Here is a 25,160-nt window from a genome sequence, read left to right as displayed (position 1 = left end):
AGAGCGATAGCGGCTTCACCAGTAGAGTCGAGCGGGCAAAGGCGAGTGTCGGCCCTGAGCTGCCAAAACAGACTTCGACTGCGCCTCAGCCGCGCCCCAAGATCCCAGCTCCATGCAAACAAACCAGGTGCCACGAGTCGCAATCATCGGAGGTGGAGCCGCCGGATTTTTCGCCGCGATCACTTGTGCACAGGCAAACCCACACGCGCGAGTAGCCCTGTACGAAGCGACTGCGCACCCACTCGCCAAAGTGCGAATTTCGGGCGGAGGCCGTTGCAACGTCACGCATGCCTGCTACGAGCCACGCGACCTCGTCCGTCACTATCCGCGCGGCGCGCGAGAACTCCTCGGTGCCTTTCACCGCTGGCAACCACGAGACATGATGGCGTGGCTCACCACACGCGGTGTCCCGCTCAAAACCGAGGCAGATGGGCGCGTATTTCCCGTATCAGATGACTCGATGGACATCGTAAGCTGCTTGCGCCGAGCCGCCGCTGAGGCCGGTGTCGTGCTCCGGATAAAAACAGGCGTCCGCTCCGTCGAGCGCCGCCCGCCAAGCGCAGAAACAAGCCCCGCCTCGGCGCCCCTCCGACTCATATTAAGCGACGGCACGCAGCCCGAATGCGACCGACTTTTGCTGGCAACCGGTGGCGGCCGGAGCGAAAACGGCGGGCTCAAGTTTGCGCGCGAACTCGGCCACACAATCGAGCCGCCCGTCCCTTCGCTATTTACCTTTCACATCGATGACTCGCGCCTGCGCGATCTAGCCGGGCTCAGCGTCGAGCCCGTCGCGCTAAGCATCTTAGGCGGCGACGCCGGCATGAAGAAACTCACCAGCGAGGGCCCGCTCCTCATCACCCACTGGGGCTTGAGCGGCCCGGCCGTCCTCAAACTCTCCGCGTGGGGAGCCCGCGCCTTCGCTGCCTGCGAGTACGCCTTTACGCTGCAAATCAACTTCGTGCCCGCGCAGCATCGCGACGCCCTCCAACGCGAACTAGCTACGCTGCGCAGCACCCAGCCGAGACGCAGCATCGCCCGTGCGCACAACCCCTTCGGACTGCCTGCCCGGCTCTGGGAACGCTTGGTCTTAAGCTCTGGGATCCCCGAAACTCAACCCTGCGCAGAACTCTCAAAGGCCCGAATCGCCACACTCGCCGAAACGCTCGCCGCAGCAGAATTTCGCGTACGCGGCAAAAGCACCAACAAAGACGAGTTCGTGACCTGCGGCGGAGTACGCCTAAGCGAAGTTGATTTCAAAACCATGCAAAGCCGCCTGTGTCCGGGGCTCTACTTTGCAGGCGAAGTGTTGGACATCGACGGCGTGACTGGCGGCTTCAACTTCCAAGCCGCGTGGACCACCGCCCACCTCGCCGGAACCGCAATGGCAGTCGCTTAATCGACCCAGTGTCCCAACAAAAAGCGGCGCACTCATAAGTGCGCCGCCATAGTAGAAGAAGCTATTTAGTGCCAGAGGCGAACACGCGCCTTAGAACTTCCAATCAGCACCGAAGAAGGTGCCGGTGCCCAGCGACGGGTAGCCGTGCACTTCCTCGTAACGCTCGTCGAGGGCGTTCTCCACGCGCAGGCGCAGCGTGAGCTGCTCCGTCACGGCGTAGGAGACGTAGACGCGAAGCGTGGTGAAGTCCTCTGCGTTGAAGGGCGCGAAGGTCTGCCCGTCGATGTCTTGACGGTCGACGATCCAGCGCACGCCGACGCCGACGTTTAGCCCGTTGCCGAAGTCTTGGCCGAGGTCAGCCGTGACAGCGTGGCGGGGACGGCGCAAGAGGCGCGCCTCTTGGCTGCGGTTTTGCGCGTCGAGGTAGGTGTAGCCGAGTTGACCGCGAGTGCGCTCGGCGAGCATCACGTCGCCCTTGACCTCAACGCCGCGAGTGCGGGCGCGCTCGATGTTGTAGGTCGTGCCGAACGAGCCGGAGAAGTCGAAAGCGATCAGGTCGGTGATCCGGTTCTCGAACCAAGTGACGCCGATGACGCCGCGGTCGCTAGGCAGGTAGTAGTCCACACCCGCATCCCAGCCGCGCGAGCTCTCGGGCTTGAGGTTGGGGTTTCCTTGGTAGCCAAAGCCCACGCCGTAGAGGTCGAGGAAGGAGGGAGCGCGGAAACCGCTGCCATAGCTAGCACGCAGCTTGATGGTCTTTTGGGCAAAGAGCACCGCGCTGCTCACGCGGCCCGTGGTCTTCTCGCCAAAGGTGTCGTAGTCGTCGTGGCGGAGCCCACCGGTCAGGTAGAAGTTCTCCACGGGGTGAAACTCTTGGTTAATGTAGAAGGCCAAGAGGTCCTGGTGCTTGTTGATGTTTCCGAAGCCGCTGTTCTTCACGTGCAGGTTCTCGCCGGTGACGCCCGCCGTGATCTTCAACGTGTCGCAGCAAGCGAGGTAGATGTTCTGCCAGTCAAGGACGAGGCGGCGGCTCTTGGTGACGTTGGTGGTCGCGCCCGCCTGTTCGGCGACGAAGCGGCGGCTCTGCCCACCGAGGGTCACGCGGGAAGTGAAACGCTCGCTGCTGCGAAACTCGGAGAAGAGCGTGCCAAGGAAGTTTTGCTCATTGTTTTCCTCGTCGAGCGTCGGGGCGAAACGGTCGCCGGGCGACTCGAAGTCTCCGTTGAACCAGCGAACGGTCGCACCGACAGTGATCGAAGGATCGACATCGATATCAACACGCCCCGAGAGGTTAACGCTGTTGAAGTCGTTGTTTTCACGCTCGTTGTCCGTGTGGGTTCCGCGCACCGAGAAGTTGTAGCCGACACCCGCCGACTCGCCTTGCGAGTGGAAGTAGCCGCCAACGCTCTTAAAGGTGCCAGCCTCTAGTCCCGCACGGCTCACCGATTGAGCCGCCGTGCCGCGCTCTGCGCGCAGCGAGATCACGCCACCAATCGCGTCCGCACCGTAGAGCGTGCTCTGCGGGCCACGCGCGATTTCGATAGTGTCGCCACCGCCGATTGCCGCACCGCCGAGGAACGCGTTGTAGTCCGTATTCGGGTCGTTCATCCGGATGCCATCCACGAGGAAGAGCGTCTGGTTCGAGTTGGCGCCGCGCAAGAAGACCGAGTTAACGCCCCCTATGCCACCAGTGGCGACCGTGGGCGAACCGACGACTTGGCCGATCACATCACCAAAGGTGGTGAGTTGGCGGCGTTGCGCCTCCTCGGGAGTGATCACATCGACCACGGTGGCGAGTGTGCGTTGCGAGTGCGGCGCGCGCGTGGCGACCGTCACGTAAGGCGAGAGCTGCGTGGGCTGCGGCTCTTCGCTAGGAGCTTTTTGCGTCTGCGCGTAAGAGAGCGGCGCGAACGCGAGGAGAGAGGCGGCCAGTTTCGGCAGCCAGAGTTGCTTGGTCATAGGTTTGTTTGCTGTGTTAAGGCACCGGAAAGACGCGCGGGCCGCGAACCGCCACCCGGAGATGCCTCTTTTTTATAGGAAAAAAGAAGCGCGAGCAGCAGAACAGGGGTGTGCGACAAAAGCGTACTTCCCAGTACAGGTTTTACGTAGGATCTAAGTGAAAGAACTAAGTAAGGGGAGCGGAGCTTGGGAAAGGAACTTGGCTTGGCAACTCGTTTTTTGCCTTTGAGTCGCAACCAGTTAGCCGCCCTCGCCCGGCCTATCGCTCGCCGCATGGAGCCGCCCCCCGAAACTAAGCCCAGCGCCCCAAATGCCGCGCTCCTGCGCGAGCGCATCGCCATCCTCGGCGGTGCGATGGGCACGATGATTCAGGAACGCGGCCTCACCGAAGCCGACTTTCGCAACCCCGCTCTCGCCGACCATCCGCAAGACCTAAAGAGCAATAACGACCTGCTCTCCCTCACTCGACCCGATGTCATTGAGGACATCCACTACCGCTATTTCGCCGCCCCTAGAGCCGGGTCGTGCGCACGATGGCGTCGGGCCGCGAAAAGAGTTCGGGCTTCAGTCGGAGCCCCAGTCCGGGTCCGGGCAGCGGCGAAACTCCACCATCGGCGACCTCAGGGATATTGTCGGCGATCTCCCTGTACCAGCCGGTGGTGTATGCGCGCACCATTTCCTGGTACGTCACGTTCGGCAGAGTCGCAGACAGTGCGCAACTTGCGGCGTAGACAACCGGACCGGTGCAGTCGTGCAGGGTGACCGGTAATTCACTGGCCTCAGCCATGTTGGCGATCTTGCGGGCCTCGCTCAGCCCGCCGCACCAAGCGAGATCGATCATGATGATGGAGGCGGCCCGCTTGTCGATGAGCTGCTTGAACATTTGTCGCGTGGCCAGTCGCTCGCTTGCGGCGAGAGGGATATTCGTATGGCGAGCCAGTTCGGCCATCGCGTCGAATTCGTTATAGCGGATGGGCTCCTCCAGCCAGGCGACGGAAAAAGGCTTCAAGGCCTCCGCGATCCTCAGTGCAGGCGGCAATGTCCAGAGGCCATGCATCTCGACCATGATTTCCATCTCGTTTCCGACCGCTTGGCGGATCTTCGCAAACGGTTCCAGTGCCTTGTCGAGGTCTCGCAGGGTAATTCGAGCGCCGTTCGACGCCTCCGCGGCAATATCGAAAGGCCATATCTTCATCGCGCGGATGCCTTCCTGAAGAAGGCTCTTGGCAAGTCCTCCCGCATCGTAGCGCCATGCCAGAAGGTCCTCGTAAGGCCCTTCGTCCATGTCGCCGGGCTTCAGCGACCAATCCTCGGTTCGCTCGAAAAGCGCATTTCTACCGGTGGCACGCACATGCCCATAGCCTGCGCAGGTGTTGTAGACCGGGACCGACTGATGGGTTCTCCCGCCAAGAAGGCGCCAGAGAGGCTCTCCAAGCGATTGGCTGTAAAGATCCCATAGCGCAATGTTGATCGCGGAATTGCCACGCAGCTCTGCCCCTGAATCGCGCGCGCCGACATAGACGCTCGCAAGGCGCCGGTCATGGAGCTCGATGTCGCGTGGATCCTTGCCGAGTAGGTAGGAGGCGACGTTTTCATGGATGTAGCTCGCGACTGGGCCCGGCGCCCAGAAGGTTTCACCAGTCCCTATCAGCCCGCTGTCGGTGTGGACCTGGAGCCAGAGAAGAAATGGGAATTCCCCAATCTGCAAAGTGTCGATTCGTGTGATCTTCATTTTCGTTTCCTCTCTGGTCGGTCGCATCGCTCATCGAACGCCCCGAGCGCAATAAATCAAATTGGTCATGCTGAAGCGGGAAGAAAGCTTCATGAGCAGCAACCCGGAGCTGAAACGCGCGTGGGGCGACCGTCACGTAAGGCGCGAGCAGCAGAACAGGGGTGTGCAAAAAAAGCGGACTTCCCAATACAGGTTTTACCTAGGATCTGGGTAAATAGAACTAAGAAAGAGCACGGGGCTTGGGAAAGGAGCTTAGCTTGGCAACTCGTTTTTACCTTTGAACCGCAGCCAGTTAGCCACTGTAGTCCGCCGCCCTCGCCCGGTCTATCCCCCGCCCCATGGAGCCGCCACCCGAAACTAAGCCCCCCGCCCCAAGTGCCGCGCTCGACGCGCTCCTGCGCGAGCGCATCGCCATCCTCGACGGGGCGATGGGTACGATGATTCAGGAACGCGGCCTCACCGAAGCCGACTTTCGCAGCCCCGCTCTCGCCGACCATCCGCAAGACCTAAAGGGCAATAACGACCTGCTCTCCCTCACTCGCCCCGATGTCATCGAGGACATCCACTACCGCTATTTCGCCGCCGGAGCCGACATCGCCACGACTAACACCTTTAGCTCCACCACAATCGCCCAAGCCGATTACCACCTCGAGCACCTCGTCCCCGAGCTCAACCGCGCTGCCGCCCAACTCGCCAGCCGCGCGGCCCGGCGCATCGAAGCCGAAGCCGCCGCGATCCAAACGCCCGCGTTGGGCGACGACGCACCCACGAGTGCGTCGCCAAGAAACAAGGCCGAACGGCCTCTTCGCAGGTGCTTCGTCGCTGGCGGCATCGGCCCGACCAACCGCACCGCCTCGATGTCGCCCGACGTCAACCGGCCCGACTACCGCGCCGTGACCTTCGACCAACTCGCCGCCGCTTACCGCGAACAAGCCGCCGCCCTCGTAGAAGGCGGCGTCGATCTCCTCCTCATTGAGACCATCTTCGACACGCTCAACGCCAAGGCTGCGCTCTTCGCCCTAGAGCAACTCTTTGACGACCTAGGCTACCGCCTGCCCGTGATGATTTCCGTCACCATCACCGACGCCTCGGGCCGCACCCTCTCGGGGCAAACCATCGCCGCCTTCTACCACAGCATCCGCCACGCCAGGCCCTTCTCCGTCGGCATCAACTGCGCCCTCGGCGGCGCGCAAATGCGGCCCTACCTCGCCGAGCTCGCGCAGCTCGCCGAGTGCTACACCACCTGCCACCCCAACGCAGGCCTGCCCAACGCCTTCGGCGGCTACGACGAAACGCCCGCCGACATGGCCGCAATCCTCGGCGACTTCGCCGCGCACGGCTTTGTCAACATCGCAGGCGGCTGCTGCGGCTCCACCCCCGATCACATCCGCGCAATCGCCGCCGCGACCGCCGCCCACAAGCCCCGCACACCACTGCCCCACTCGCACGCCCTCCGGCTCAGCGGTCTCGAACCGCTAACCATTCAATAAACGGTACTGGGATGCCGCCGCCATCCACTCCTACGCCGCACTGCAAACGCAGGCACTCCGCACGACCCTTGAATTGACCGCATACCATCCCGCCAAGTGCCTTCCCCCGAGCTTACTCCTTCCCCCTCCGATGCGCTGACTCAGTCTGCGCCTGCGACACCGCAGCCCCAAAATAGGTCTGCGAGCTTCATCGTTATCGGCGAGCGCACGAACATCACCGGCTCGCCCAAATTCGCCCGCGCACTCAAAGCCGCCGACTGGGACACTTGCCTCTCAATCGCCAAGCAGCAGGTCGAAAACGGGGCCAACCTCATCGACATCAACGTAGACGAAGCCCTCATCGACGGCGAGGCCACCATCGTCACGCTCCTCAACCTCATCGCCGCCGAGCCCGACATCTGCCGCGTGCCCATCATGCTCGACTCCTCGAAGTGGAGCGTCCTCGAGGCCGGGCTGCGCTGCCTCCAAGGCAAAGGCATCGTCAACTCCATCTCGCTAAAAGACGGCGAGGCCGAATTCCTCCGCCGCGCCCGCCTCATCCAACGCTACGGCGCCGCCGCCGTCGTCATGGCCTTCGACGAGCAAGGCCAAGCCGCCACCCGTGACGAAAAAGTCCGCATCTGCACCCGCGAGTATCGCCTCCTTACCGAACAGCTCGGTTTCCCGCCCGAAGACATCATCTTCGACCCCAACGTGCTCACCGTCGCCACCGGTATCGAAGAGCACAACCACTACGCCGTCGATTTCTTCGAGGCCACCGCCCTCATCAAGCAGACGCTCCCCCACGCCCGCGTCTCCGGCGGGATCTCGAACATCTCCTTCTCCTTTCGCGGCAACAACCCCGTGCGCGAGGCCATGCACACCGCCTTCCTCTACCACGGGATAAAGGCCGGCCTCGACATGGGTATCGTCAACGCGGGGCTCCTCGGTGTTTACGACCAAATCGAGCCCACGCTGCGCGACCTCGTCGACGACGTCCTCCTCGACCGCCGCGCCGACGCCACCGAGCGGCTAATCGAACACGCCGACCAGCTCAAAGCCACCAGCGAAGCCAAAGCCAGCGGCACCACAGCCGAAACCAGTTCCTCAGCCGCCGCTGCCGCCAACGCGTGGCGCGACGCCCCCGTCGCAGCCCGCATCTCCCACGCCCTCGTCAAAGGCATCGACGCCTACATCGAGGCCGACACCGAGGAAGCCCGCCAAAGCCTCCCCCGCCCGCTCGACGTCATCGAAGGCCCCCTCATGGATGGCATGCGCGTCGTCGGCGACCTCTTCGGCGCGGGTAAAATGTTTCTCCCCCAAGTCGTCAAATCCGCCCGCGTCATGAAACGCGCCGTCGCCTACCTGACCCCTTTTATGGATGAGGAGAAACGCCAACTCCTCGCCCGAGGTGGCGAAGCCCGCGCCCAAGGCAAAGTCATCATGGCCACCGTAAAAGGCGACGTGCACGACATCGGCAAAAACATCGTCGGCGTCGTCCTCGCCTGTAATAACTACGAAGTCATCGACCTCGGCGTCATGGTGCCCTGCGAGAAAATCCTCGCCACCGCGCGCGAGACCGGTGCGGACATCATCGGCCTCTCCGGCCTCATCACCCCCTCGCTCGACGAGATGGTGCACGTCGCCAAGGAAATGACCCGCGCCGACTTGCGCATCCCGCTCCTCATCGGCGGTGCAACCACCTCCGCCGCGCACACCGCCGTAAAAATCGCGCCCGAATACGCGCACGGCGTCATCCACGTCCTCGATGCCTCACGCGTCGTCGGCGTCGTCAGTGCCCTTTTGAGCGACACCCAAAAACCCGGCTTCCTCGCCGAAAACGCCGCCAAACAAGACAAACAACGCGCCGACTTCGCCGCCCGCCTCGGCAAGCGCGCACTGCTCCCTCTCGCCACCGCACGCAGCCGCGCCCCCCGCTACGACTGGGCCACCATCGACATCCCGCGCCCCGAGTTTTTAGGCACCCGCGTTTACTCGTCCGCAGAGAAACGAAGCAAAGACGTAGTTGCGTTAACCTTACAAGAAATCGCCGACTACATCGACTGGCGGCCCTTCTTCTCCACTTGGGAACTCCACGGACGCTTCCCCGACCTCCTGACCGACCCCGTCGTAGGCGAAGAAGCCACCAAACTCTACCGCGACGCGCAAACGATGCTCGCCGATATCATCGCCGAAAATCGCTACACCGCCCGTGCAGTCCTCGCTTTTTGGCCCGCAAACCGCATCGGCGATTCGGTCGAAATCTACACCGACGAGTCGCGCGCCCAAGTCCGCCACACCTTTCACTTCCTCCGCCAACAACTCGAAAAACCCGCCGACCAGCACAACCACTGCCTCGCCGACTACATCGCACCGCGCGATAGTGGACGCGTTGATTATCTGGGCGGCTTTGCCGTCACCGCAGGCCCCGAAGTCGAGGAAAGCGCCGCACGCTTCAAAACCGCAGGCGACGACTACAACGCCATCATGGCCCAAGCCCTCGGCGACCGACTCGCCGAAGCCCTCGCCGAACTCATGCACAAAAAAGCGCGAGAGGCTTGCGGCTACGGACGCGCCGAGACGCTCACAATGGCCGACATCATCCGCGAACGCTATCGAGGCATCCGCCCCGCGCCCGGCTACCCCGCCTGCCCCGACCACACGCAAAAACCGCCGCTTTTCGCGCTCCTCGACGCCACCACCGCAACTGGCATTCAGTTAACAGAAAGCTGCGCCATGACCCCCGGCAGCAGCGTAAGCGGCTTCTACTTTAACCACCCCGACTCGAAGTATTTTGCCGTGGGCAAACTCGCCCGCGACCAAGTCGAAGATTACGCCACCCGCTCGGGCGAGCCCCTAGAAAGCACCGAAAAATGGCTCGCCCCCTACCTCGACTACTAAAGCGCAGTGAGTCACCGCTGGCATGCTGCCACTCCCATTAAAATCGCGATTTGGCTTGGCCGCTTCGCGTCCGAACACAAATCGCGATTTTAGTTAGTACCCTCTGTTTCCGTCTTATTGCCAAATTAAGCGCAGCCTGCCGACCGCGCGCAGTGGAGGAAAACAAAGTGCCCGCAGCGCAAATGGCTGCGGGCACTTTGGCTGCGGGCAGTTCCGCTACCAAGCGTGGCGGAGGGTAAAGGAGAGTTGGCGGGGAGCGGCGGGCACGGCGGGCACCTCTTGGTACTCGCTGTCCCAAAGGTTGTCGGCTTGGAGCGCGAGCTCCACGCCGCGCAGCCCCGCGGGCTTCCACACGAGGCCGAGCGCGCTGCGCAGGGCGTGCCGCCCACCTCGCGTGCGCAACGTATTCTTGGCCTGAATACGTGCATCGTTGTCCATCCGCAGTTCCCAGCCTTCGGCAAACTGCCAGACGAAGGCCGCGGTCAAGCGTTGGCGCGCGTAGTTAAGCGCGTAGAAACTGGCATCGACGGCGGCGGAGCGGTAGTCGGCCTCCTTGGTGAGCGCGGTGTAGCCGAGAGTCAGCGAGCCGCTGCCCCACTCGCCGCGCAGGATGAGTTCGCCACCAAGCGTGCGGATATCGACCGCGTTGGCCGTGCGCGCAGCGGGCGAAGCGGTGTTAAAGGTCCAATCCACGAGCGAATCGTCCCAGCGGTGAAAGACGGCGATACTCGCCTGCCAACCCGCGAGCGCGGCGGCGCTTGCGCTAAGTTCGAGATTACGGCTCGTGCTGCGGCCCAGGTCGGGGTTGCCGCGAAAGAGTCCGCCCGAGGGCGAGGCGTTAAGCGAAGTATAGGTCGGCAGTTGCGTCGCCTCGCTGTACCCCAGTGCCACGCTTCGCCAGAGCGAACCCGCCGCAAAATTATGGGCCAGCTCGACAACGGGCGAGGCGGTGCCCGAGTCGCGATTCGAGTCGTCCCAAGTGCCGCCGAGCGTCGCCAGCCACTCGCCACCCGAAGCCGCGGCCCACTCGCGGGTCGCACCGAGCGTGAGTTTGTAAGTGTCGCGGTCGTTGTAGTGGCCTTGGTTGAGGGAAGTGCTTTGAAGCGAGTCGCTCAGCCACTCAGCGCGGTAACGCAGCGACCACTCGCCGCCCCACGCGCTCGCGCCTGCCGCGGGGCCGTCGCCCAGCACCTCACGCCCGTCGATGGCAAAGCCGCGCATCCGGCTCGTGTGCAGATACGGGTTAAAGAGGCCGGGAATCAGGCGGTCGTATTCGTAGTCGTCTTTGTTACGCCGCGTGTAGGCACTGACCTCAAAATGCCCACCTCCGTTGCGAGCGCGGCGGTGGTTGAGCATGGCGAGCTTGGTTTGCAGGTTATCGCTCTCGGCGACGCCAAAGGGCGTGTAGAGGTTCGGCCAGCCGAAGAACTTGGCTTGGTAAGCCACAAAAAGGTCGGTCTGCGTGTTTGCGGTGCGCAGCTGGGCGCGGCCCGCGACGCGCTCGAAGTCGTGGTCGCCGTAGGTAATCGGGCCATCGCTCGACGAGCGCGCATAGTCGATGTCGCCGCCAAGGCTCGCGCCGATGCCCAGCAGCGTGCCAATGCGCCCCTTTAGCCCGCCGAGCTCAATCGCGCCCGATTGATAAACCTCTCCGCGCAAGAGCGAGTCCTCGCCCGCGCCGAGCGAAATCGATCCGTTACTCTGGTTGGGCGAGAGCGCCCGCCAACGGTAGTCGATCGTGCCTACGCCGACATTGGTGCTGCCGAGCGCGTTGGCCGCGCCAGTGCGCACGCTGGGGAGCCCGAGCATCTGCGGCGCAATGGGGAGCTCGGCCGTGTAGTGGCCAGTTTGTGGGTCGATGAGTGTCGCCGCGCCAATACGAAAGCCCGTGTTTTCAAACACGCCGCCACGCACGATGATGTCCGCTTGGCTCTCGGCGAGATTGCGTCCCTGCACATCGACGAGTGGCTCGTAGCGTAAGGCAGAAACCGGCATTGCAAAAGTGCCAGTCGGCTCGGGGTTCGCGACGCGCGAGGAGTTAATGATCAAGTCGGGCAAATCGAGCGCAGCAGCGTCATTCTGCGCGTAGCTGCGGGGCACAGCAGTAAGCGCAAGCGCGAGCGCGGCGAAGGCAGCGGGAGCAGCGAGTTTCGCCCTATCAGTAACAGGTTTGGCAGTGGGTGTTTTTCTAAACATCAGGCGGCGAGCGGTAGCAGCCCAAACGCAGAAAACAAGCCTCTAGTTAGCTATAGTGTAAAATTTCAATTAACCACCAAGAGAAACACCCGTTTCCCCCTACTCATTATTCTCCAATAGGATCGGTATTACTCCAGTCTCACAGACCGGGATGAGCGGGAGGCCGCCGCCGCCGAGGCCCAGCCAGACAACAGCGCCAATCCCAACGCCAGCGTAGACAGCAGGCCGCCCGCCCAATTCGGTGCGGCGTAGCCAAAGCCTTGCGCAATCACAAAGCCGCCTAACCAAGCGCCAATCGCATTTCCTAGGTTGAACAGGCCAATATTGAACGAGGCAATCAGGTTGCTGGATGCCCCGGCGGCGCGCGCCTTGTCCAGCACCAGCCGCTGAATCGGCGCGACGGTGGCAAAGCCGAAACCGGCCATGAGCAGCACGCACAAGGCCGATGCCAGACGGCTTTGCACGACGAAGAAAAATACGAACAATACCAACGCCTGTCCAGCCAAGGTGATGTACAGCAGCGGCATCAAGGCGCGATCAGCCAGTTTGCCGCCGAGCAAATTGCCGATAAACAGCCCCAGACCGAATAGCAACAGGATGCCGCTCACGCCGTGATCGGAGTAACCCGCCCGTTCCGTCATCATCGGCGCGATATAGGTAATGGCGGTGAAAAACGCCGCCGGGCCGAAGATGGTAATGCCCATCGCCAGCAGGACCTGTGCATCGGCAAAGGCCGCCAGTTCCCGGCGCAAATTGGGGACTTCATGTGATTTTCTCTTGGGAACCCACAAGGCCACTGCCGACAGTGCCAACACGCCGATCACGGTAATGGCGAAAAACGTCGCCCGCCATGACAGCGCCTGCCCTAGCCAAGTGCCGCCGGGCACGCCGAGCAGATTGGCCAGCGTCAGGCCGCTGAACATCAGGGCAATGGCCGTGGTGCGGCGGTTCGGGGCGACCATGTCGGCGGCCAGAATCGAGCCGATGCCGAAAAATGCGCCGTGCGTGAGTGAGGTCAGCACACGCCCAGCCAGCACCCAGGCAAAGCCCGGTGCCAGCGCGGTGAGCAGGTTGCCCGCGATAAAAAAGCCCAGCAACCCCATCAGCATGGCTTTTTGCGGCAGGCGCAACCCCAGCACCACCAACAGCGGCGCGCCGACGAACACGCCCAGCGCGTAACTGGTGGCGGTGTATCCGGCGGTGGGGATGGAAATGGCGAACTCGGCAGCGATGCCGGGCAGCAGGCCGGAAATCACGAACTCGGTCGTCCCGATTCCAAACGCGGCGATGGCAAGCGCCCAAATGGCAGCAGGCATGACAGGCTTCTTCATAGGTATAAATATAGATAAAGGGGAATATAGTGGCCTTGATATTATTTGGAAAGTAGTTACCATGACGGAACATAGGCACCTATAGGGAACCATAAAATGTCGAACAGGCTTGATGAGCGCTTGGTGTTTGAAGCCGACTGCGCCCCGCGTCGGGTGATGGAATTGTTCACCGTCAAATGGGTCAGCATGGTGTTGCACGCGCTCGACCGCTGGCCGGGCGGACGCTGCCGCACCGGCCAGTTGCAGCGGGCGCTGCCGGGCATTTCCAAAAAGATGCTGGTGCAAACGCTGCGCGATATGGAAATGCGCGGCCTGCTGGCGCGGCACGTCTATACCGTGGTTCCGCCCAAGGTCGAATACGAGTTGACCACGTTGGGTAAAACCTTTGCCGGAGCGGTCGAGATGCTTTACCGTTGGGGACAAGAACACGCAGCGGCGCTGGATGAACTGGAAGCAAACGGCACTGTAAGCACTGGCGCGCGGGGCAAAATCATCAGCGAGTGAGGCTTGACAAGCCTGCCGAAACGGTTCGGGGTCCGCGCAGATAACGACAGGGGTGCCCGCTCACAAGGCGGGCTGAGAAATACCCTTTAAACCTGAACCGGATAATGCCGGCGGAGGGAGTCGATCGGATGTCTCAGCTTGAAAAGCCGCCATCCGTCTGCTCGCGCTCCGCTTTAACTTAAGGAGTGCAGATGCTTGATTCCCTAATTCCCAGTAGTCCAACACTAGGCAGCTTGCTTGCCAAGCTGCGGCGTGAAAGGCCGCTCGTCCAGTGCATCACCAACTATGTGGCGATGAATACTGCCGCCAATGTGCTGCTCGCCGCGGGTGCCTCGCCGGCGATGGTTCATGCTGAGGCGGAAGCGGCGGGTTTTGCGCGCCTCGCCGCCGCCTTGACTATCAATATCGGTACGCTCTCGCCGTCCTGGGTCGAGGGCATGCGCGGGGCGGCAAAAGCGGCGCAGACAAGCGGCAAACCGTGGGTGCTCGATCCAGTCGCCCATTTTGTCAGCCCTTTCAGGCGCGATGTGGTGGCTGAGCTCGTCGCGCTATCGCCAACCATCATTCGCGGCAATGCGTCGGAGATTATCGCTCTTGCCGGTCAAGCCAACCATGGCAGTGGTGCCGATAGTGGGGACTCAGTCGCAGCGGCGGAAGCGGCGGCACGGGAACTTGCTCGCCGCCATAAGGCAGTTATCGCCGTCACCGGCGAGATTGATTTCGTCACCGATGGGGCGCGCGCCTCACACATCTATGGCGGCTCGCCGCTGATGCCCCAGGTCACGGCGCTTGGCTGCTCCTTGACCGCCCTCATCGGCGCTTTCGCCGCCGTTTCCCCTGACGATACTTTCACCGCAAGCCTTGCCGCATTGGCGCTGTTTGCCGTTGCCGGTGAGCGCGCCGCACGATCGGCGGCGGGGCCGGGATCTTTTTCCTGGCAGTTTCTTGATGCGCTGGCCGCCCTCACGCCTGAGGCGCTCGATGCTGAAGCGAGGATTGTCGATTTATGAGGCCTTCCTTCGACCTCTCCTTTTACTTGGTGCTGGATCCCGCCCTTTGTGGTGGCTATGAGGCTACAGTACGCACAGCACTCGCCGCTGTCGCTGGCGGTGCGACCATGGTGCAGTTACGCGACAAAGAGGCCTCGACAAGCCGCATGGTTGAAACGGCGCAACGTCTGAAGGCGGCGCTCGCCGGCAGTGCGGCCCTGCTCATCATCAATGATGATGTCGAGGCGGCTATCGCGGCTAAAGCGGACGGGCTGCATATCGGCCAGCAAGATATGCCAGTGGCTGAAGCGCGTCGCCGCATCGGCGAGCGCATGATCCTCGGCCTCTCGGTGGAAACGGCTGAGCGTGCTGCGGCCATTGACCCAGTCCGGGTTGATTATGCCGGCATCGGTCCAGTTTTTGCCACCCCAACCAAACCCGATCACCAGCCGCCATTAGGGCTGGACGGGCTGGCGCGCTTGGCGGCGCTCAGTCCGGTCCCAAGCGTGGCCATCGGCGGCTTGAAGGCGATCCACGCGCCGGCCGTCTTTGCCGCTGGCGCTCAAGGCATAGCGGTTGTCTCAGCCATCTGCAGCACACCAGACCCAGGCGCTGCTGCGGAGATTATCACTCAAGCCATTCAAAGAGGAAAAAATCTTGCTTCACAACGTTCTTAGCATCGCCGGTTCCGATCCTTCAGGCGGTGCCGGCATTCAGGCCGACCTTAAAACATTTTCAGCGCGCGGCGTCTATGGTATGGCGGCGATAACCGCGCTGACGGCACAAAATACGCAAGGGGTTTCCGCCATCCACCTGCCGCCGGCGGCTTTTGTCCGCCAGCAGATTGACATGATCTTTGCCGATGTGCGGGTCGATGCGGTGAAGATCGGCATGATCGCCTCAAGCGAAATCGCCCAAGCTGTTGCGGCGGCGCTTGCGCCGCACCGCCAGATACCGCTGGTGCTGGATCCGGTTATGATTGCGAAAGGGGGTGCGACCTTGCTCGACCCCACTGCCGTCGCGACCCTCATTGAGGCTTTGCTGCCATTGGCGCATGTCATTACCCCCAATCTGCCAGAGGCGGCGGCACTCTTGGGGCAACCCGTTGCCGCCAATCGAGACGAGATGGCCGCGCAAGCCTGCCAATTGCTCAAATCTGGGGCGCGCGCCGTGCTGCTCAAAGGCGGGCATCTTGAGGGCGAGAACAGTCCTGACCTGCTGGCGCAAGGCGCTAATCTTACCTGGTTTGAGGGGCGGCGCATTGCCACGCTCAACACCCACGGCACCGGCTGCACGCTCTCAAGTGCCCTTGCCGCCGAGCTCGCTAAAGGCAAGCCGCTACAGCAGGCGACGCGTGCCGCCAAGGACTGGTTGACCGGTGCGATTGCCGCTGCCGGACAACTGTCGGTGGGCTCCGGCCACGGGCCGGTACATCATTTTCATCAACTCTGGTAGAAAAATTAAGGAACCTCGTATGACACACCCGATTAATCAACAGATCGTCCTCGTGACCGGCGCAGGTCGCGGCTTGGGCGCGGCAATTGCCCGCGCTTTCTTGCGCGAAGGCGCGACAGTAGTTCTCAATTACCTGCACAGCGAGACTGCCGCCCGCGCCCTGGCCGCCGACGCACCGGGACGCGCGATCGCGTTGCAAGCCGACGTGACTGACCCGCAAGCCGTCGCTGCGATGCTCAGTGCGGCGCGTCGCGCACTGGGCCGCCCCGTCACCACCGTGGTCAACAACGCGTTGCCGGATTTCCGCTTTGACGGCGACGCCCGGCCTCGCCCCGAGGCGCTGGACTGGGCGCGCATGAACCAGCAGATGCAAGGCGTGCTGGGCGGCGCGCTGCATGTCGTCCAAGCGGCGCTGCCCGGCATGCGCGAGGCGGGGGGCGGTCGCGTCATCAACATCGGCACCAATCTGTTCCAGAACCCGGTAGTGCCGTACCACGACTACACCGCCGCCAAGGCGGCGCTGCTGTCCTTGACCCGCACGCTGGCCAACGATCTGGGGCCTGACGGCATCACGGTCAATATGGTGTCGGGCGGGCTGCTGCGCACCACCGATGCCTCGGCGGCCACGCCCGAGGCCGTGTTCGATCTGATCGCGGCCAACACGCCGCTGCGGCAGGTGACGACGCCGGCGCAGTTCGCCGACGCGGTGCTGTTCTTTGCTTCGCCCTGGTCGCGCGCCGTGACCGGGCAGAACCTGATTGTTGACGGCGGACTGGTCAAGGGGTAGGCTCGTGCTGCACCTGAACGTATTTTTATTCGGCTGCGGTCATCACCGCGCCGCCTGGTGTCACCCGGACTCTGCCGCCGAGCGCTTGGGCGACATCGCCTGGTACGAGTCGCTGGCGCGCACGGCCGAACGCGGCAAGCTCGACGCCGTGTTTTTTGCCGACGGCCATTCGGCGGGCGCGTTTGGAATGGGCTCTGACGGGCCGCTGTGGTATCTAGAGCCGCTGACCATGCTCTCGGCCATGGCGCGCGCAACCGAACGCATTGGTCTCGTCAGCACCGTATCCAGCACCTTTTTCACGCCGTTTCACGCCGCACGCATGCTGGCCTCGCTCGACCATATTTCGGGCGGACGCATGGGTTGGAACGTGGTGACGTCGATGTTCGACGCTGAGGCGCGCAACCACGGTTTTGAGGCCATGCCCGACCACGCCTGGCGCTACGCGCGCGCTGAGGAGTTCGTCGAGGCCGTGCTGCGATTGTGGGATTCGTGGGACGACAATGCGCTGATCGTGGACCGCCGCGCGGGCGACTACGTGCGCCCCGGCGCAGTGCGGCGCATCGACCACCGGGGCGAACATTTTCGCGTCGATGGCCCGCTGACCGTACCGCGCCCGCCGCAGGGGCATCCGGTGATGTTCCAGGCCGGCGCATCGGAACAGGGTCGCGATCTGGCCGCCCGGTATGCCGAAGCCATCTACGCCGTCGCCTACGACTTGCCATCCGCCCAGGCTTACTACCGCGACGTCAAGCGCCGCGTGCGCGCGGCGGGCCGGCGCGACCCCGTGCCCATCATGCCCGGCCTGGTCACTTATGTGGGTTCGACCGAGGCCGAAGCCCGCGCCAAGCAGGCCGAGCTCGACGCACTGCTGCCGACCGAGTCGTCGCTGCGCCAGTTGCAGACTTTCATCGACCAAGACTGCATGGACTGGGACCTGGACGCCCCCGTGCCGCCCCTGCCGCCGCTGGACGCATTCAAGGGGCCCAAGGGCCGCTACGCCACCATTTTGCGCATTATCGACACCGAGCGGCCCACGCTGCGCCAACTACTGGGCCGGCTGGCCGCAGGCGGCGGCCACTGCACGATGGTCGGCACGCCCGAACAGATTGCCGACCGCATGGAACAATGGCTGCGCGAAGGCGGCGCCGACGGCTTTAACCTGATGCCGCCGTCGCTGCCGCACAGTTTGGACGATTTCATCGATCAGGTGGTGCCGGTATTGCAGGCACGGGGGCTGTTTCGGCGGGATTACGAGGCGGGTACGCTGCGCGGGCATCTTGGGCTGGCGAGGCCAGTACGCAAAACCTAAGAACGTGCTCAAAGTCTTCTGAGCAAGATTCCCAAGATGAACCGCCCCGGGTTTCGCGGAGGCTATTTGGCTAAAGTAAAACAGCCTGTTGTTCAGCGCTGTTGAGTCGATTGAAGTCGTTTGCCTCGGCCTCGGCAGGCGGGATGTCGCCGATGGCAGAATGCAGGCGTTGAGGGTTGAACCAGGCGACCCATTCCAGCGTTGCCAGTTCGAGGGCTTCGCGGGTTTTCCAGGGCGCATGCCCTGTAGACCTTGATTGCGCATCAGCCGCTCGACCGTGCAGCGCTTAACACAAATGCCCTCGCGGTTCAGTTGCCGCCATACTTTGTCCGCGCCATACACGCCGTGATTCTCCTGCCAAACCCGTTGAATATTGACCGTGAGTTGCTCGTCGCGCTGTGCTCGCTGGCTACGCAACGACGGGGCACGCCGCCGGGCCACCGGAACGCCCGGATACTTATAGAAGGAAGATTTTCTGCATTTGAATTGTCATACCGGTGATACGACAATCGGCCTGCTTAATGCGGACAAGCCATCACGTTGAATGCCAGGAGGATGGCCTGACTGATCGCGTGAACCAATGAGGATTGAATTACCACCCTCTCATCTTGAAGATTCGGCCGTGATCCCCCTCATCATGTAGCGTGACGACGATTTCACCTGCTGTAAAAACAGGAGCTTTATCTTCTGCTCGTACTGGCAAATCGGAGTCGATCAGCGTGATGACCGGCTGCAATCCCAAATCTGCATAACGGCATACAACCGTCAGCAAGTTCTCTTTCTTTCTGTCGTCCAGCGACTCCAACACTCCGTCGTGATAGACAAAGCGCGGAAACTTCTCGCCCAAGTGCGCTCGCAGCACGGCCATATCGAAGGCAACGCACAACAGCTTGCGGTATGTATGCCCCAGGTCAGCACTGGTGGCATTACCCGATTCATCGAGAATTTCCGCTTTGAAGTCCAGATGACCCGCCTGGTTGATCGCCACGCTCAACAGCGCCTTGCGATCAATGACTTCCTCAACAATCTCGCTGAAGAAAATGCGGATCATGGAGAACAGGCTTGCCTGATCGGAGTTCTGCTTGTCCACGTCGGCTTGAATCCGTTCCTGCAAATGATCGCGCTCTTCCGTCAAGGATCGAATCTCTGTACGCAAGGCCTGGAGGCGATGCAAATGGCCTTTTTGGTGCTCCAACGATGTGATGTCCGCGCGTAACGCCACCATCTCATCCGAGAGCTGTTTGTACTTGGTGAAAACATCCGTTCCGCTCAGAAAGGAGAGCATTTCCGAACGCTTTTTCCCCAGTGCATTCAACTCTGCACTCACCCGCTTTAACTCCTCGTCGATTTCCGCAAGTTCCTCTTGAAGATAGCCACGACGCTCATCCGTGATGGCCCGATTGAAAGCGATCAATTGCTGGAAATCCTTCTTGATTTGCCCCTGGAACAGCACGCCGACTTCGCCAAACAACCGCTGTGCCTCATCAGGGCTGAAAAGGATTTGATCTTCCTGCAAGGATGCTTGCACCTTCTTCCTGTTTTGACTCAAGGAATAGCGTTCCGAATTCAGTGCGGCGATTCGCTCATCGACTTCATCAACCACCTTCTTGGTGTGATCCTTGTCTTGGGCACGAAAATCGAAAGCATCCAGCAGCACTTGCTTCTTCTCTGCGTCCTTTTGCTTAAGCAGAAGAATGCCTTCAATTTTGCTGATGTCCTCGACCGAACCTCCTAGTTCATTTTTAATGGTCTGCGCTGTCGCCTGCTTTTTGGCAAGTTCATGCTCTTTCGCATAGTGGTCAGCGATCAGCTTCGCGTCGAAGCCCAGAAGATATGCAAGAAATGGCTTCCAGTCAGCATGTTTGGAAGCGAACTTGCGAAGTTGGAAAACTTCGCGGAAATCCTCTTGTGACCGCAACAAATAGCCAAGCGCTTTGCGGTACGACCACGGCTTGAGAGCACGCCAGTCGAGCAGGCCGTCAAGCAGTTTGCGTGCACGCTCAAAAGGAACGTCCCGATGCCCCCATTCCGCTAGCGCCAGCGCCGACAAGTCTTGATGACCTGCTTCATGCTGCTTGAAGGCGATCTTTGTTGCGTCCTCTACGCTGCGTCGGATCGTGATGAAAGAGCCATCCTCCAGTTCAATTTCAAGGAAAAAGACGAAATTCTTGAACAAGTCAAAATGCTTTAAGAGGAAGAACTTAGGGTCTTTGCCCGCCAGGAAGCCGAAGTCCAAAAGACGCCCCAGCGTGGTTTTCCCAAGATTATGGGTGTCCTTGTTTCTATTCTCCGGCAGACGGATTTCAGCCATGACGACGTTCAGTCCAGGAGCAAAGTCCACGGGCTCGAACACATCCGGCTTGTTGGAATAGAGTTTAGATAGCTTCATTTGGCCCCACGTATTCCACTGCGTCAGTCTTGGGACGATATTCAACTAAGCCCATCAGATAAAGAAAGTTGAGCGCGGGCAGGAAAAGCACGTCGCCGCCCACAACGTGTTTTTTTGCAAATTTGCGCAGCACATCGTATTCATCAATGCGACGATCTTTCAGCCGCGACAGGAGCAGCAGAGAAACATTAATGATTGTGCGATCAGGATGTGAGTGTTTGGTTGGTCGCATCATCATCCACCTCCCCAATGTCACAGTTCCAATACATGTAGAAAAGAATGGCTCGCGTCAGTCGCTTGTGGGCGCGCTGCCGAAGAACCGGGTCACGATTGAACAGCAGATACACCAGATACTCCATGACCTCGTCGAAGGTCTGGTAGTCCTTGCGCTTCGCAAGGATCTTGAGTTGAAACTCATCGACCGCAGATTCGTACATGCGCAGCAATTCGATGTTCTCTGGTGCCGCCAAAAAAGTATGAATTTGCGCAGTTTCCTTCAGGTATTTACGCCTCTGCTCCTTTGCATACGCTGCCGTCATATTGTTGAGCGCGTTCTTTTCCTCATACGTCACGCGCACGGTGGGCGGGTCGTCGAGTAACGCTGTCAGGCCATCCTTCTGACGCGCTAGCGCTTGGGCAATCTCGGCAAGATCATCTGGACTGACAATAAGCGGCGAGTCCACCGCATCCAAATTCGCCTCCTGAGCCACTTCTGGAAAGCGCTTCAGCCACAGTTCCAGTTGTTCCAGGCCGCAAAGATAGATAGATGAAGCAGGGACACCGCATTCGGCGGCGATGTGGTCACGGATTTCTGTCTCGGAATTGCCGGCCAGGCGGCGATTCGAAAACAGCATGTAGTGGTCGAGTTGCTTGGCCTCGCGCAGCTTCTTGATGCGTGGCACTTCTTCGCCGACCACCGTGTTGCTCCTAGATGTGCTGTAGAAATCCAGTTCCGAAAAGCTGCGGTTGTACCCGTTTGTATGCTTGGCCTGAACAATGACCGTGCCCACCCACGAGGCGGCCTTACTGGGATGCAGTTCCGCCGTGCCGACGAATTTTGCATCACGCCCGCCATCCGGCCCTTTTGCGAAACCCTGAACGGCGATACCAAGCAAGCGTTGGCACAAGAGCACGATCAGCACCTCAAACTGATCATCGCTCAAATCTTCATAAGCAAACTTCATTCTCCCCATCCCCCTCTATGCAGACCCCACCGGCTCATGCAGCAACCTTAATGCACGCCGAATGAGTACGCCGCGCAGGCTGCACCACAATCTCCACACGCTGATCCAACGACACCAGTGCCTGCATCAGCCGTTCCAGCGAAATGTTCTGGAGCGTGTTGCGGCGGACTTGGGACACGTTCGGTTGAGTCATGCCCGTGCCGCCTCTGCCGCCGCTGGACGCATTCAAGGGGCCCAAGGGCCGCTACGCCACCATTTTGCGCATCATCGACACCGAGCGGCCCACGCTGCGCCAACTACTGGGCCGGCTGGCCGCAGGCGGCGGCCACTGCACGATGGTCGGCACGCCCGAACAGATTGCCGACCGCATGGAACAATGGCTGCGCGAAGGCGGCGCCGACGGCTTTAACCTGATGCCGCCGTCGCTGCCGCACAGTTTGGACGATTTCGTGGACCACGTGGTACCGGTATTGCAGGCACGGGGATTGTTTCGGCGGGATTACGAGGCGGGTACGCTGCGCGGGCATCTAGGGCTGGCGAGGCCGGCGGGAAAAATCTAAGAACGTGCTCAAAGTCTTCTGAGCAAGATTCCCAAGAAGGCCAAATGGACGAACTTGATCAGGCGGGTGTTGAGCAGTCGCTCGCAGTTCTTCCACAGTCTGCGGTTCTTTATTCTTCAACTTCGCGCGTAACTTGATCTCCGCCGTCATCAGGACACTCGTACTCGACGCGTTAACATTCGACACTTGGTTGATGTTACCCGGCCCTCCCGCCTTTTCCCATTTGTCGAAAAGCTTGTTGTTGTTGTTAACCGCGCACGAAATCGCCGCAGCAGTCCCGTGCACATAAGGCCCCTGACCGGTAAAACTCACATCCCCGTTAGCCTCAAACGATAGCCCCCGCAGCGTTGGCGCTGGCGCATTTGCTCCAGGAGGGCCCGGAGGCCCCTTGTCGCCTTGATCGCCCTTTGGGCCCTTGTCGCCCTTCGGCCCGGGAATACCCGGAGGCCCAGCAGTCCCCGAATCCGCCGCGATTGGCACAATCCGCTGGTCAAGCAGCTCCCCTAGACTGCTGTCACGGTACAGCGATAACCGTATAGCCCAAGCATCCGCATGCGGCACATGCGGCCCATCACCGCCCCAGAACATCTCAAGAGCACGCTGCACCCACACCCCACCGATTAACTCCTCAATCTTAACCGTCACACCATTACCCGCGAGTAACTGAGTCGGCCCGCGACCCTCCCGCTTAAGCGTGCGGATCCGAATCGAGGCCGGCGTAGCGCGACAGCCCTACCAGCTTGGCGAATTCATTAATGCGCAAAGGCCGCTGCGGCGGGACTACGGCATTAACGCGCTGCTCTATCCGAGCTAGCCGCGCATCGAGACTGAGCAGCATCGCCAGCTCTGGGGACACAGGCTCATCGAGCGCGCGGAGTATGGGCGTGGGCGTCATGGCGAGGCTCCTTTTAGGCTGGGACGCGTTGCCGCATGGCCTGCACCTGCTCGCGGGTGCGGCGCAGCGCCGGGCGCGGATGCGGCCAAAGCTCTTCGACGGACATGCCGATAATCTCGGCAATGCTGGCGCGGATGCGGGCAGATACCGACTTGCCGCTAATAACCTGTGAGACTGAGCTGTGACCAACGCCCAGCTCATCGGCCAGCGCCGTCGGCGTGATGCCTTTCATGCGCAGCAGCGCCTTGATTTGCTCGGGGTGTATTTCGGTTCGGGAAAACGGCTTGTTGTAAGCGCGGCGAGTGACTGGGGTTAGTGACTGCATGGAGCGAATCATTGATAAATATTTCTATATCAGTCAAGGGGTGTCATGAAAAAAAAATAAGAAATTCTTTCAGGGCCACAAGCGTCTTGCTGAAGAACGTGCGCGGCTGTGGGGCACACAGCAGGAAGCGGCTGATGTTTTTGCCGTTAGTCGCGTCACATGGGGGCAATATGAACGGGGTAATGGAACTCCTACCGGGGATGTTTTGGCAGGACTGGCCCAACACGGCGCAGACGTGCTTTACATCCTCACCGGCCAGCGCCTTCCGGCTTCCCTGTTGTCGGCGGTGCCGTCTGCGCCTGTGCCGCCGCGCGTAGCGTTGAGCGCTGACGAAGCCGAATTGCTGTCCGATTACCGTGCAAGTAACCCCGTGTTTCGCCGCTCGATCAAGACCTTGCTACGGGAAGCGGCGTCATCTTCGAGTAGTGGTATAGCGTGAAAACTATCGAACAAATCCGCCTTAAAAACCTCCTCGAAATTCGTTCTAAATTCCGATTTATAAGGGATTTAGCAAAGGCCGTCAAAAAATCTGATCAGCAAGTGAGCCAATGGCTCGGGAAGTCGTCTTGTGCCCGCTCAATCGGCAGCACGAGTGCCCGAGAGGTTGAGGAAATCATGGGCTTGCCTCAGGGCTGGTTGGACAACGACCACGAGCCTCGCGAGCGGCTAAGCGAGGCACTCGTCAGCCACGTGATGGCCGAAATGCTCCCAGAGACTCCACAAACTGCCCCCGCCACTTTCGCGGAAAAACTGCGTGACGCGGTATTTAACCCATCCGGCCACTACGTAGCCCCCCCAGAGCTGGACGCCTACCGCCAGAGCAGCGAGGAGGTTCGCGCGGTCATCATGGCCGCTAGCCGAGCCGCCGCCGCCGCCGAAGCCGTGGTGAGCCGCAAACCCTCTTAACGGCTAGGCGTTCGGGCTGGCAGGCCAAGTAGTCCGACCGATGGCAGGCACCCGAGCCGAGGAAGGTTGCAACCTGAGCTTGCAACCTTATCGCCCGCAACGGCGGGTTTTTTGTTGGGCTAAGCAAGGCGGTGTAGTGCGTGGCCAATTACAGGATTAATCTTTTGTAGGCGGCTTGCCGCGCTAGTTGCTCAGTACAGCCCCCACTCCTTAAGCTTGCGCTGCTTGATCTTGTCCGCACCGCCGCCCAAGTGCCAGTAGTAGGGCCGCCCAATGATCGGTACGAGTTTCCAGCTCTCCAATTTCGACAGATCAGCCCCGTAGCCCTTGCGCTGCTCCCTCTGGATTTTCTGCCAGTCGCTCGCGGGGTAGTCTGCCCACGGTTTCGGCGGGCCCACGATGGCCCAGCCTGCTTGGAGCAAGTGCCCGTCACGCGCGCGCCACATGGCCCAGCGGTTCACGCCTACGAGCTTAAGCAAGTTGTCTACATGCAAGTCTTCGAGCTGAGGATCTCGGCCCATTATCCAGTCCTTCAGTGCATCGACTGGGACACCCAACAGATACATGAGCCCGCCCAGAAGCATCAGGTTCTTAAAACCCTCCCGTTTCTCGGCGAAGGTTTGGCCGTTCACGATTTTGCTAATCCCTTCGCGCCGCATAGCCGACATCGCCTTGAGCGTAAAAGTCTTCAGCAGGTACAGAATCCGGCCATTGGGATGGTTGAGGTAGGTTTGCGGATACTCCGACATTGAGACCGGTTGGAAGTTAGCCAGCGTGGAGTAGGCTAAAAACAGCGTGTCCGCTGTCTGCCGACCCTCGCGCAAGTCCTCCATTATTTTCCCGTGTGCGCTACGGTCAAAACTCGCCTCCAGC

At 61.0% G+C, this 25,160-nt stretch carries 19 protein-coding genes, 6 pseudogenes and 1 riboswitch; of the genes and pseudogenes, 12 read left to right on the top strand and 13 right to left on the bottom strand.

Translation table 11 applies throughout. The features are described 5' to 3' along the window. Positions 1-112: 112 nt before the first annotated feature. Positions 113-1,396 (top strand): BaiN/RdsA family NAD(P)/FAD-dependent oxidoreductase, encoded by a 1,284-nt coding sequence (locus AXK12_RS05180; RefSeq protein ID WP_068712150.1) that lies wholly within the window; start codon positions 113-115, stop codon positions 1,394-1,396. Positions 1,397-1,486: 90 nt separating this feature from the next. On the opposite strand, the gene AXK12_RS05175 is transcribed toward AXK12_RS05180, so the two are convergent. Next, positions 1,487-3,355: a TonB-dependent receptor plug domain-containing protein gene (locus AXK12_RS05175; protein ID WP_068712148.1), complete on the bottom strand. Its 1,869-nt coding sequence runs from the start codon at positions 3,353-3,355 to the stop codon at positions 1,487-1,489. Between the two features lie 273 nt (positions 3,356-3,628). On the opposite strand from AXK12_RS05175, the pseudogene AXK12_RS09495 reads away from it, so the two are divergent. Further along, positions 3,629-3,853: pseudogene (locus AXK12_RS09495) on the top strand (homocysteine S-methyltransferase family protein); the annotation flags it as partial. Positions 3,854-3,866: 13 nt separating this feature from the next. Here the strand turns inward: AXK12_RS09495 and AXK12_RS05165 are convergent. Beyond that, entirely contained in the window at positions 3,867-5,087 is a 1,221-nt protein-coding gene (locus AXK12_RS05165) for a mandelate racemase/muconate lactonizing enzyme family protein (RefSeq protein WP_068712146.1), read from the bottom strand. Between the two features lie 338 nt (positions 5,088-5,425). On the opposite strand from AXK12_RS05165, the gene AXK12_RS05160 reads away from it, so the two are divergent. Together AXK12_RS05160 and metH are read left to right on the top strand one after the other, a co-directional pair. Then, positions 5,426-6,577: a homocysteine S-methyltransferase family protein gene (locus tag AXK12_RS05160; protein WP_068712145.1), complete on the top strand. Its 1,152-nt coding sequence runs from the start codon at positions 5,426-5,428 to the stop codon at positions 6,575-6,577. A gap of 126 nt (positions 6,578-6,703) precedes the next feature. Next, positions 6,704-9,457 (top strand): annotated as a pseudogene (gene metH / locus AXK12_RS05155) (methionine synthase); the annotation flags it as partial. A gap of 216 nt (positions 9,458-9,673) precedes the next feature. Here the strand turns inward: metH and AXK12_RS05150 are convergent. After that, positions 9,674-11,653, bottom strand: a complete 1,980-nt coding sequence (locus tag AXK12_RS05150; protein ID WP_082782662.1) for a TonB-dependent receptor plug domain-containing protein — start codon at positions 11,651-11,653, stop codon at positions 9,674-9,676. A gap of 128 nt (positions 11,654-11,781) precedes the next feature. Beyond that, on the bottom strand, positions 11,782-12,969 hold the full coding sequence (locus tag AXK12_RS05145) for an MFS transporter (RefSeq protein ID WP_068712139.1): 1,188 nt from the start codon (positions 12,967-12,969) through the stop codon (positions 11,782-11,784). Positions 12,970-13,080: 111 nt separating this feature from the next. On the opposite strand from AXK12_RS05145, the gene AXK12_RS05140 reads away from it, so the two are divergent. The 6 genes from AXK12_RS05140 (at position 13,081) to AXK12_RS05115 (ending at position 18,028) form a co-directional block, all read left to right on the top strand. Beyond that, positions 13,081-13,488: a winged helix-turn-helix transcriptional regulator gene (locus AXK12_RS05140; protein WP_068712134.1), complete on the top strand. Its 408-nt coding sequence runs from the start codon at positions 13,081-13,083 to the stop codon at positions 13,486-13,488. Positions 13,489-13,526: 38 nt separating this feature from the next. Continuing rightward, positions 13,527-13,624, top strand: a riboswitch (TPP riboswitch). Positions 13,625-13,679: 55 nt separating this feature from the next. Then, a complete protein-coding gene (gene thiM, locus AXK12_RS05135) occupies positions 13,680-14,498 on the top strand; it encodes a hydroxyethylthiazole kinase (protein WP_197457002.1) in 819 nt (272 codons plus the stop codon). Next, positions 14,495-15,154: a thiamine phosphate synthase gene (thiE, locus tag AXK12_RS05130; RefSeq protein WP_068712132.1), complete on the top strand. Its 660-nt coding sequence runs from the start codon at positions 14,495-14,497 to the stop codon at positions 15,152-15,154. Before thiM ends, thiE begins: the two co-directional genes overlap by 4 nt. Then, entirely contained in the window at positions 15,135-15,932 is a 798-nt protein-coding gene (gene thiD, locus AXK12_RS05125; protein ID WP_068712130.1) for a bifunctional hydroxymethylpyrimidine kinase/phosphomethylpyrimidine kinase, read from the top strand. Before thiE ends, thiD begins: the two co-directional genes overlap by 20 nt. A gap of 19 nt (positions 15,933-15,951) precedes the next feature. Next, positions 15,952-16,719, top strand: coding sequence for a 3-oxoacyl-ACP reductase (locus AXK12_RS05120; protein ID WP_068712128.1), 768 nt, complete (start codon positions 15,952-15,954; stop codon positions 16,717-16,719). A gap of 4 nt (positions 16,720-16,723) precedes the next feature. Continuing rightward, positions 16,724-18,028: an LLM class flavin-dependent oxidoreductase gene (locus tag AXK12_RS05115; protein ID WP_068712126.1), complete on the top strand. Its 1,305-nt coding sequence runs from the start codon at positions 16,724-16,726 to the stop codon at positions 18,026-18,028. 225 nt (positions 18,029-18,253) lie between these two features. Here AXK12_RS05115 and AXK12_RS09585 read toward each other — a convergent pair. The 5 genes and pseudogenes from AXK12_RS09585 to AXK12_RS08520 form a co-directional block, all read right to left on the bottom strand. Next, positions 18,254-18,463: pseudogene (locus AXK12_RS09585) on the bottom strand (IS3 family transposase); the annotation flags it as partial. A gap of 157 nt (positions 18,464-18,620) precedes the next feature. Continuing rightward, a complete protein-coding gene (locus AXK12_RS05110) occupies positions 18,621-20,417 on the bottom strand; it encodes a DUF2326 domain-containing protein (protein ID WP_068712124.1) in 1,797 nt (598 codons plus the stop codon). After that, the gene (locus tag AXK12_RS05105) at positions 20,404-20,652 is read right to left on the bottom strand and encodes an ABC-three component system middle component 8 (RefSeq protein ID WP_068712122.1); all 249 of its coding nucleotides are present in this window, start codon (positions 20,650-20,652) and stop codon (positions 20,404-20,406) included. Before AXK12_RS05105 ends, AXK12_RS05110 begins: the two co-directional genes overlap by 14 nt. Then, positions 20,621-21,601 (bottom strand): ABC-three component system protein, encoded by a 981-nt coding sequence (locus AXK12_RS05100; protein WP_068712316.1) that lies wholly within the window; start codon positions 21,599-21,601, stop codon positions 20,621-20,623. Before AXK12_RS05100 ends, AXK12_RS05105 begins: the two co-directional genes overlap by 32 nt. 34 nt (positions 21,602-21,635) lie before the next feature. Then, positions 21,636-21,800: pseudogene (locus AXK12_RS08520) on the bottom strand (XRE family transcriptional regulator); the annotation flags it as partial. On the opposite strand from AXK12_RS08520, the pseudogene AXK12_RS05095 reads away from it, so the two are divergent. After that, positions 21,796-22,161: pseudogene (locus tag AXK12_RS05095) on the top strand (LLM class flavin-dependent oxidoreductase); the annotation flags it as partial. The pseudogenes AXK12_RS08520 and AXK12_RS05095 sit on opposite strands and share 5 nt — an antisense overlap. A gap of 8 nt (positions 22,162-22,169) precedes the next feature. On the opposite strand, the pseudogene AXK12_RS09045 reads toward AXK12_RS05095, so the two are convergent. The 3 genes and pseudogenes from AXK12_RS09045 to AXK12_RS05080 all read right to left on the bottom strand — a co-directional run. After that, positions 22,170-22,271, bottom strand: a pseudogene (locus AXK12_RS09045) (IS5/IS1182 family transposase); the annotation flags it as partial. Positions 22,272-22,849: 578 nt separating this feature from the next. Next, the gene (locus tag AXK12_RS05085) at positions 22,850-23,056 is read right to left on the bottom strand and encodes a hypothetical protein (protein WP_068712119.1); all 207 of its coding nucleotides are present in this window, start codon (positions 23,054-23,056) and stop codon (positions 22,850-22,852) included. A gap of 13 nt (positions 23,057-23,069) precedes the next feature. Next, on the bottom strand, positions 23,070-23,381 hold the full coding sequence (locus AXK12_RS05080) for a helix-turn-helix domain-containing protein (RefSeq protein WP_197456998.1): 312 nt from the start codon (positions 23,379-23,381) through the stop codon (positions 23,070-23,072). 540 nt (positions 23,382-23,921) lie between these two features. On the opposite strand from AXK12_RS05080, the gene AXK12_RS05075 reads away from it, so the two are divergent. Further along, positions 23,922-24,287, top strand: a complete 366-nt coding sequence (locus AXK12_RS05075) for a hypothetical protein (protein ID WP_156468885.1) — start codon at positions 23,922-23,924, stop codon at positions 24,285-24,287. 191 nt (positions 24,288-24,478) lie between these two features. Here the strand turns inward: AXK12_RS05075 and AXK12_RS09290 are convergent. Then, the coding region (locus tag AXK12_RS09290) for a hypothetical protein (protein WP_197456997.1) at positions 24,479-25,160 on the bottom strand (682 nt) is incomplete at its 5' end.

This window comes from Cephaloticoccus capnophilus, assembly GCF_001580045.1.
Lineage (GTDB): Bacteria > Verrucomicrobiota > Verrucomicrobiia > Opitutales > Opitutaceae > Cephaloticoccus > Cephaloticoccus capnophilus.
Note: the sequence above shows the minus strand (reverse complement) of the source record. Positions and strands in the feature narration are given on the sequence as shown.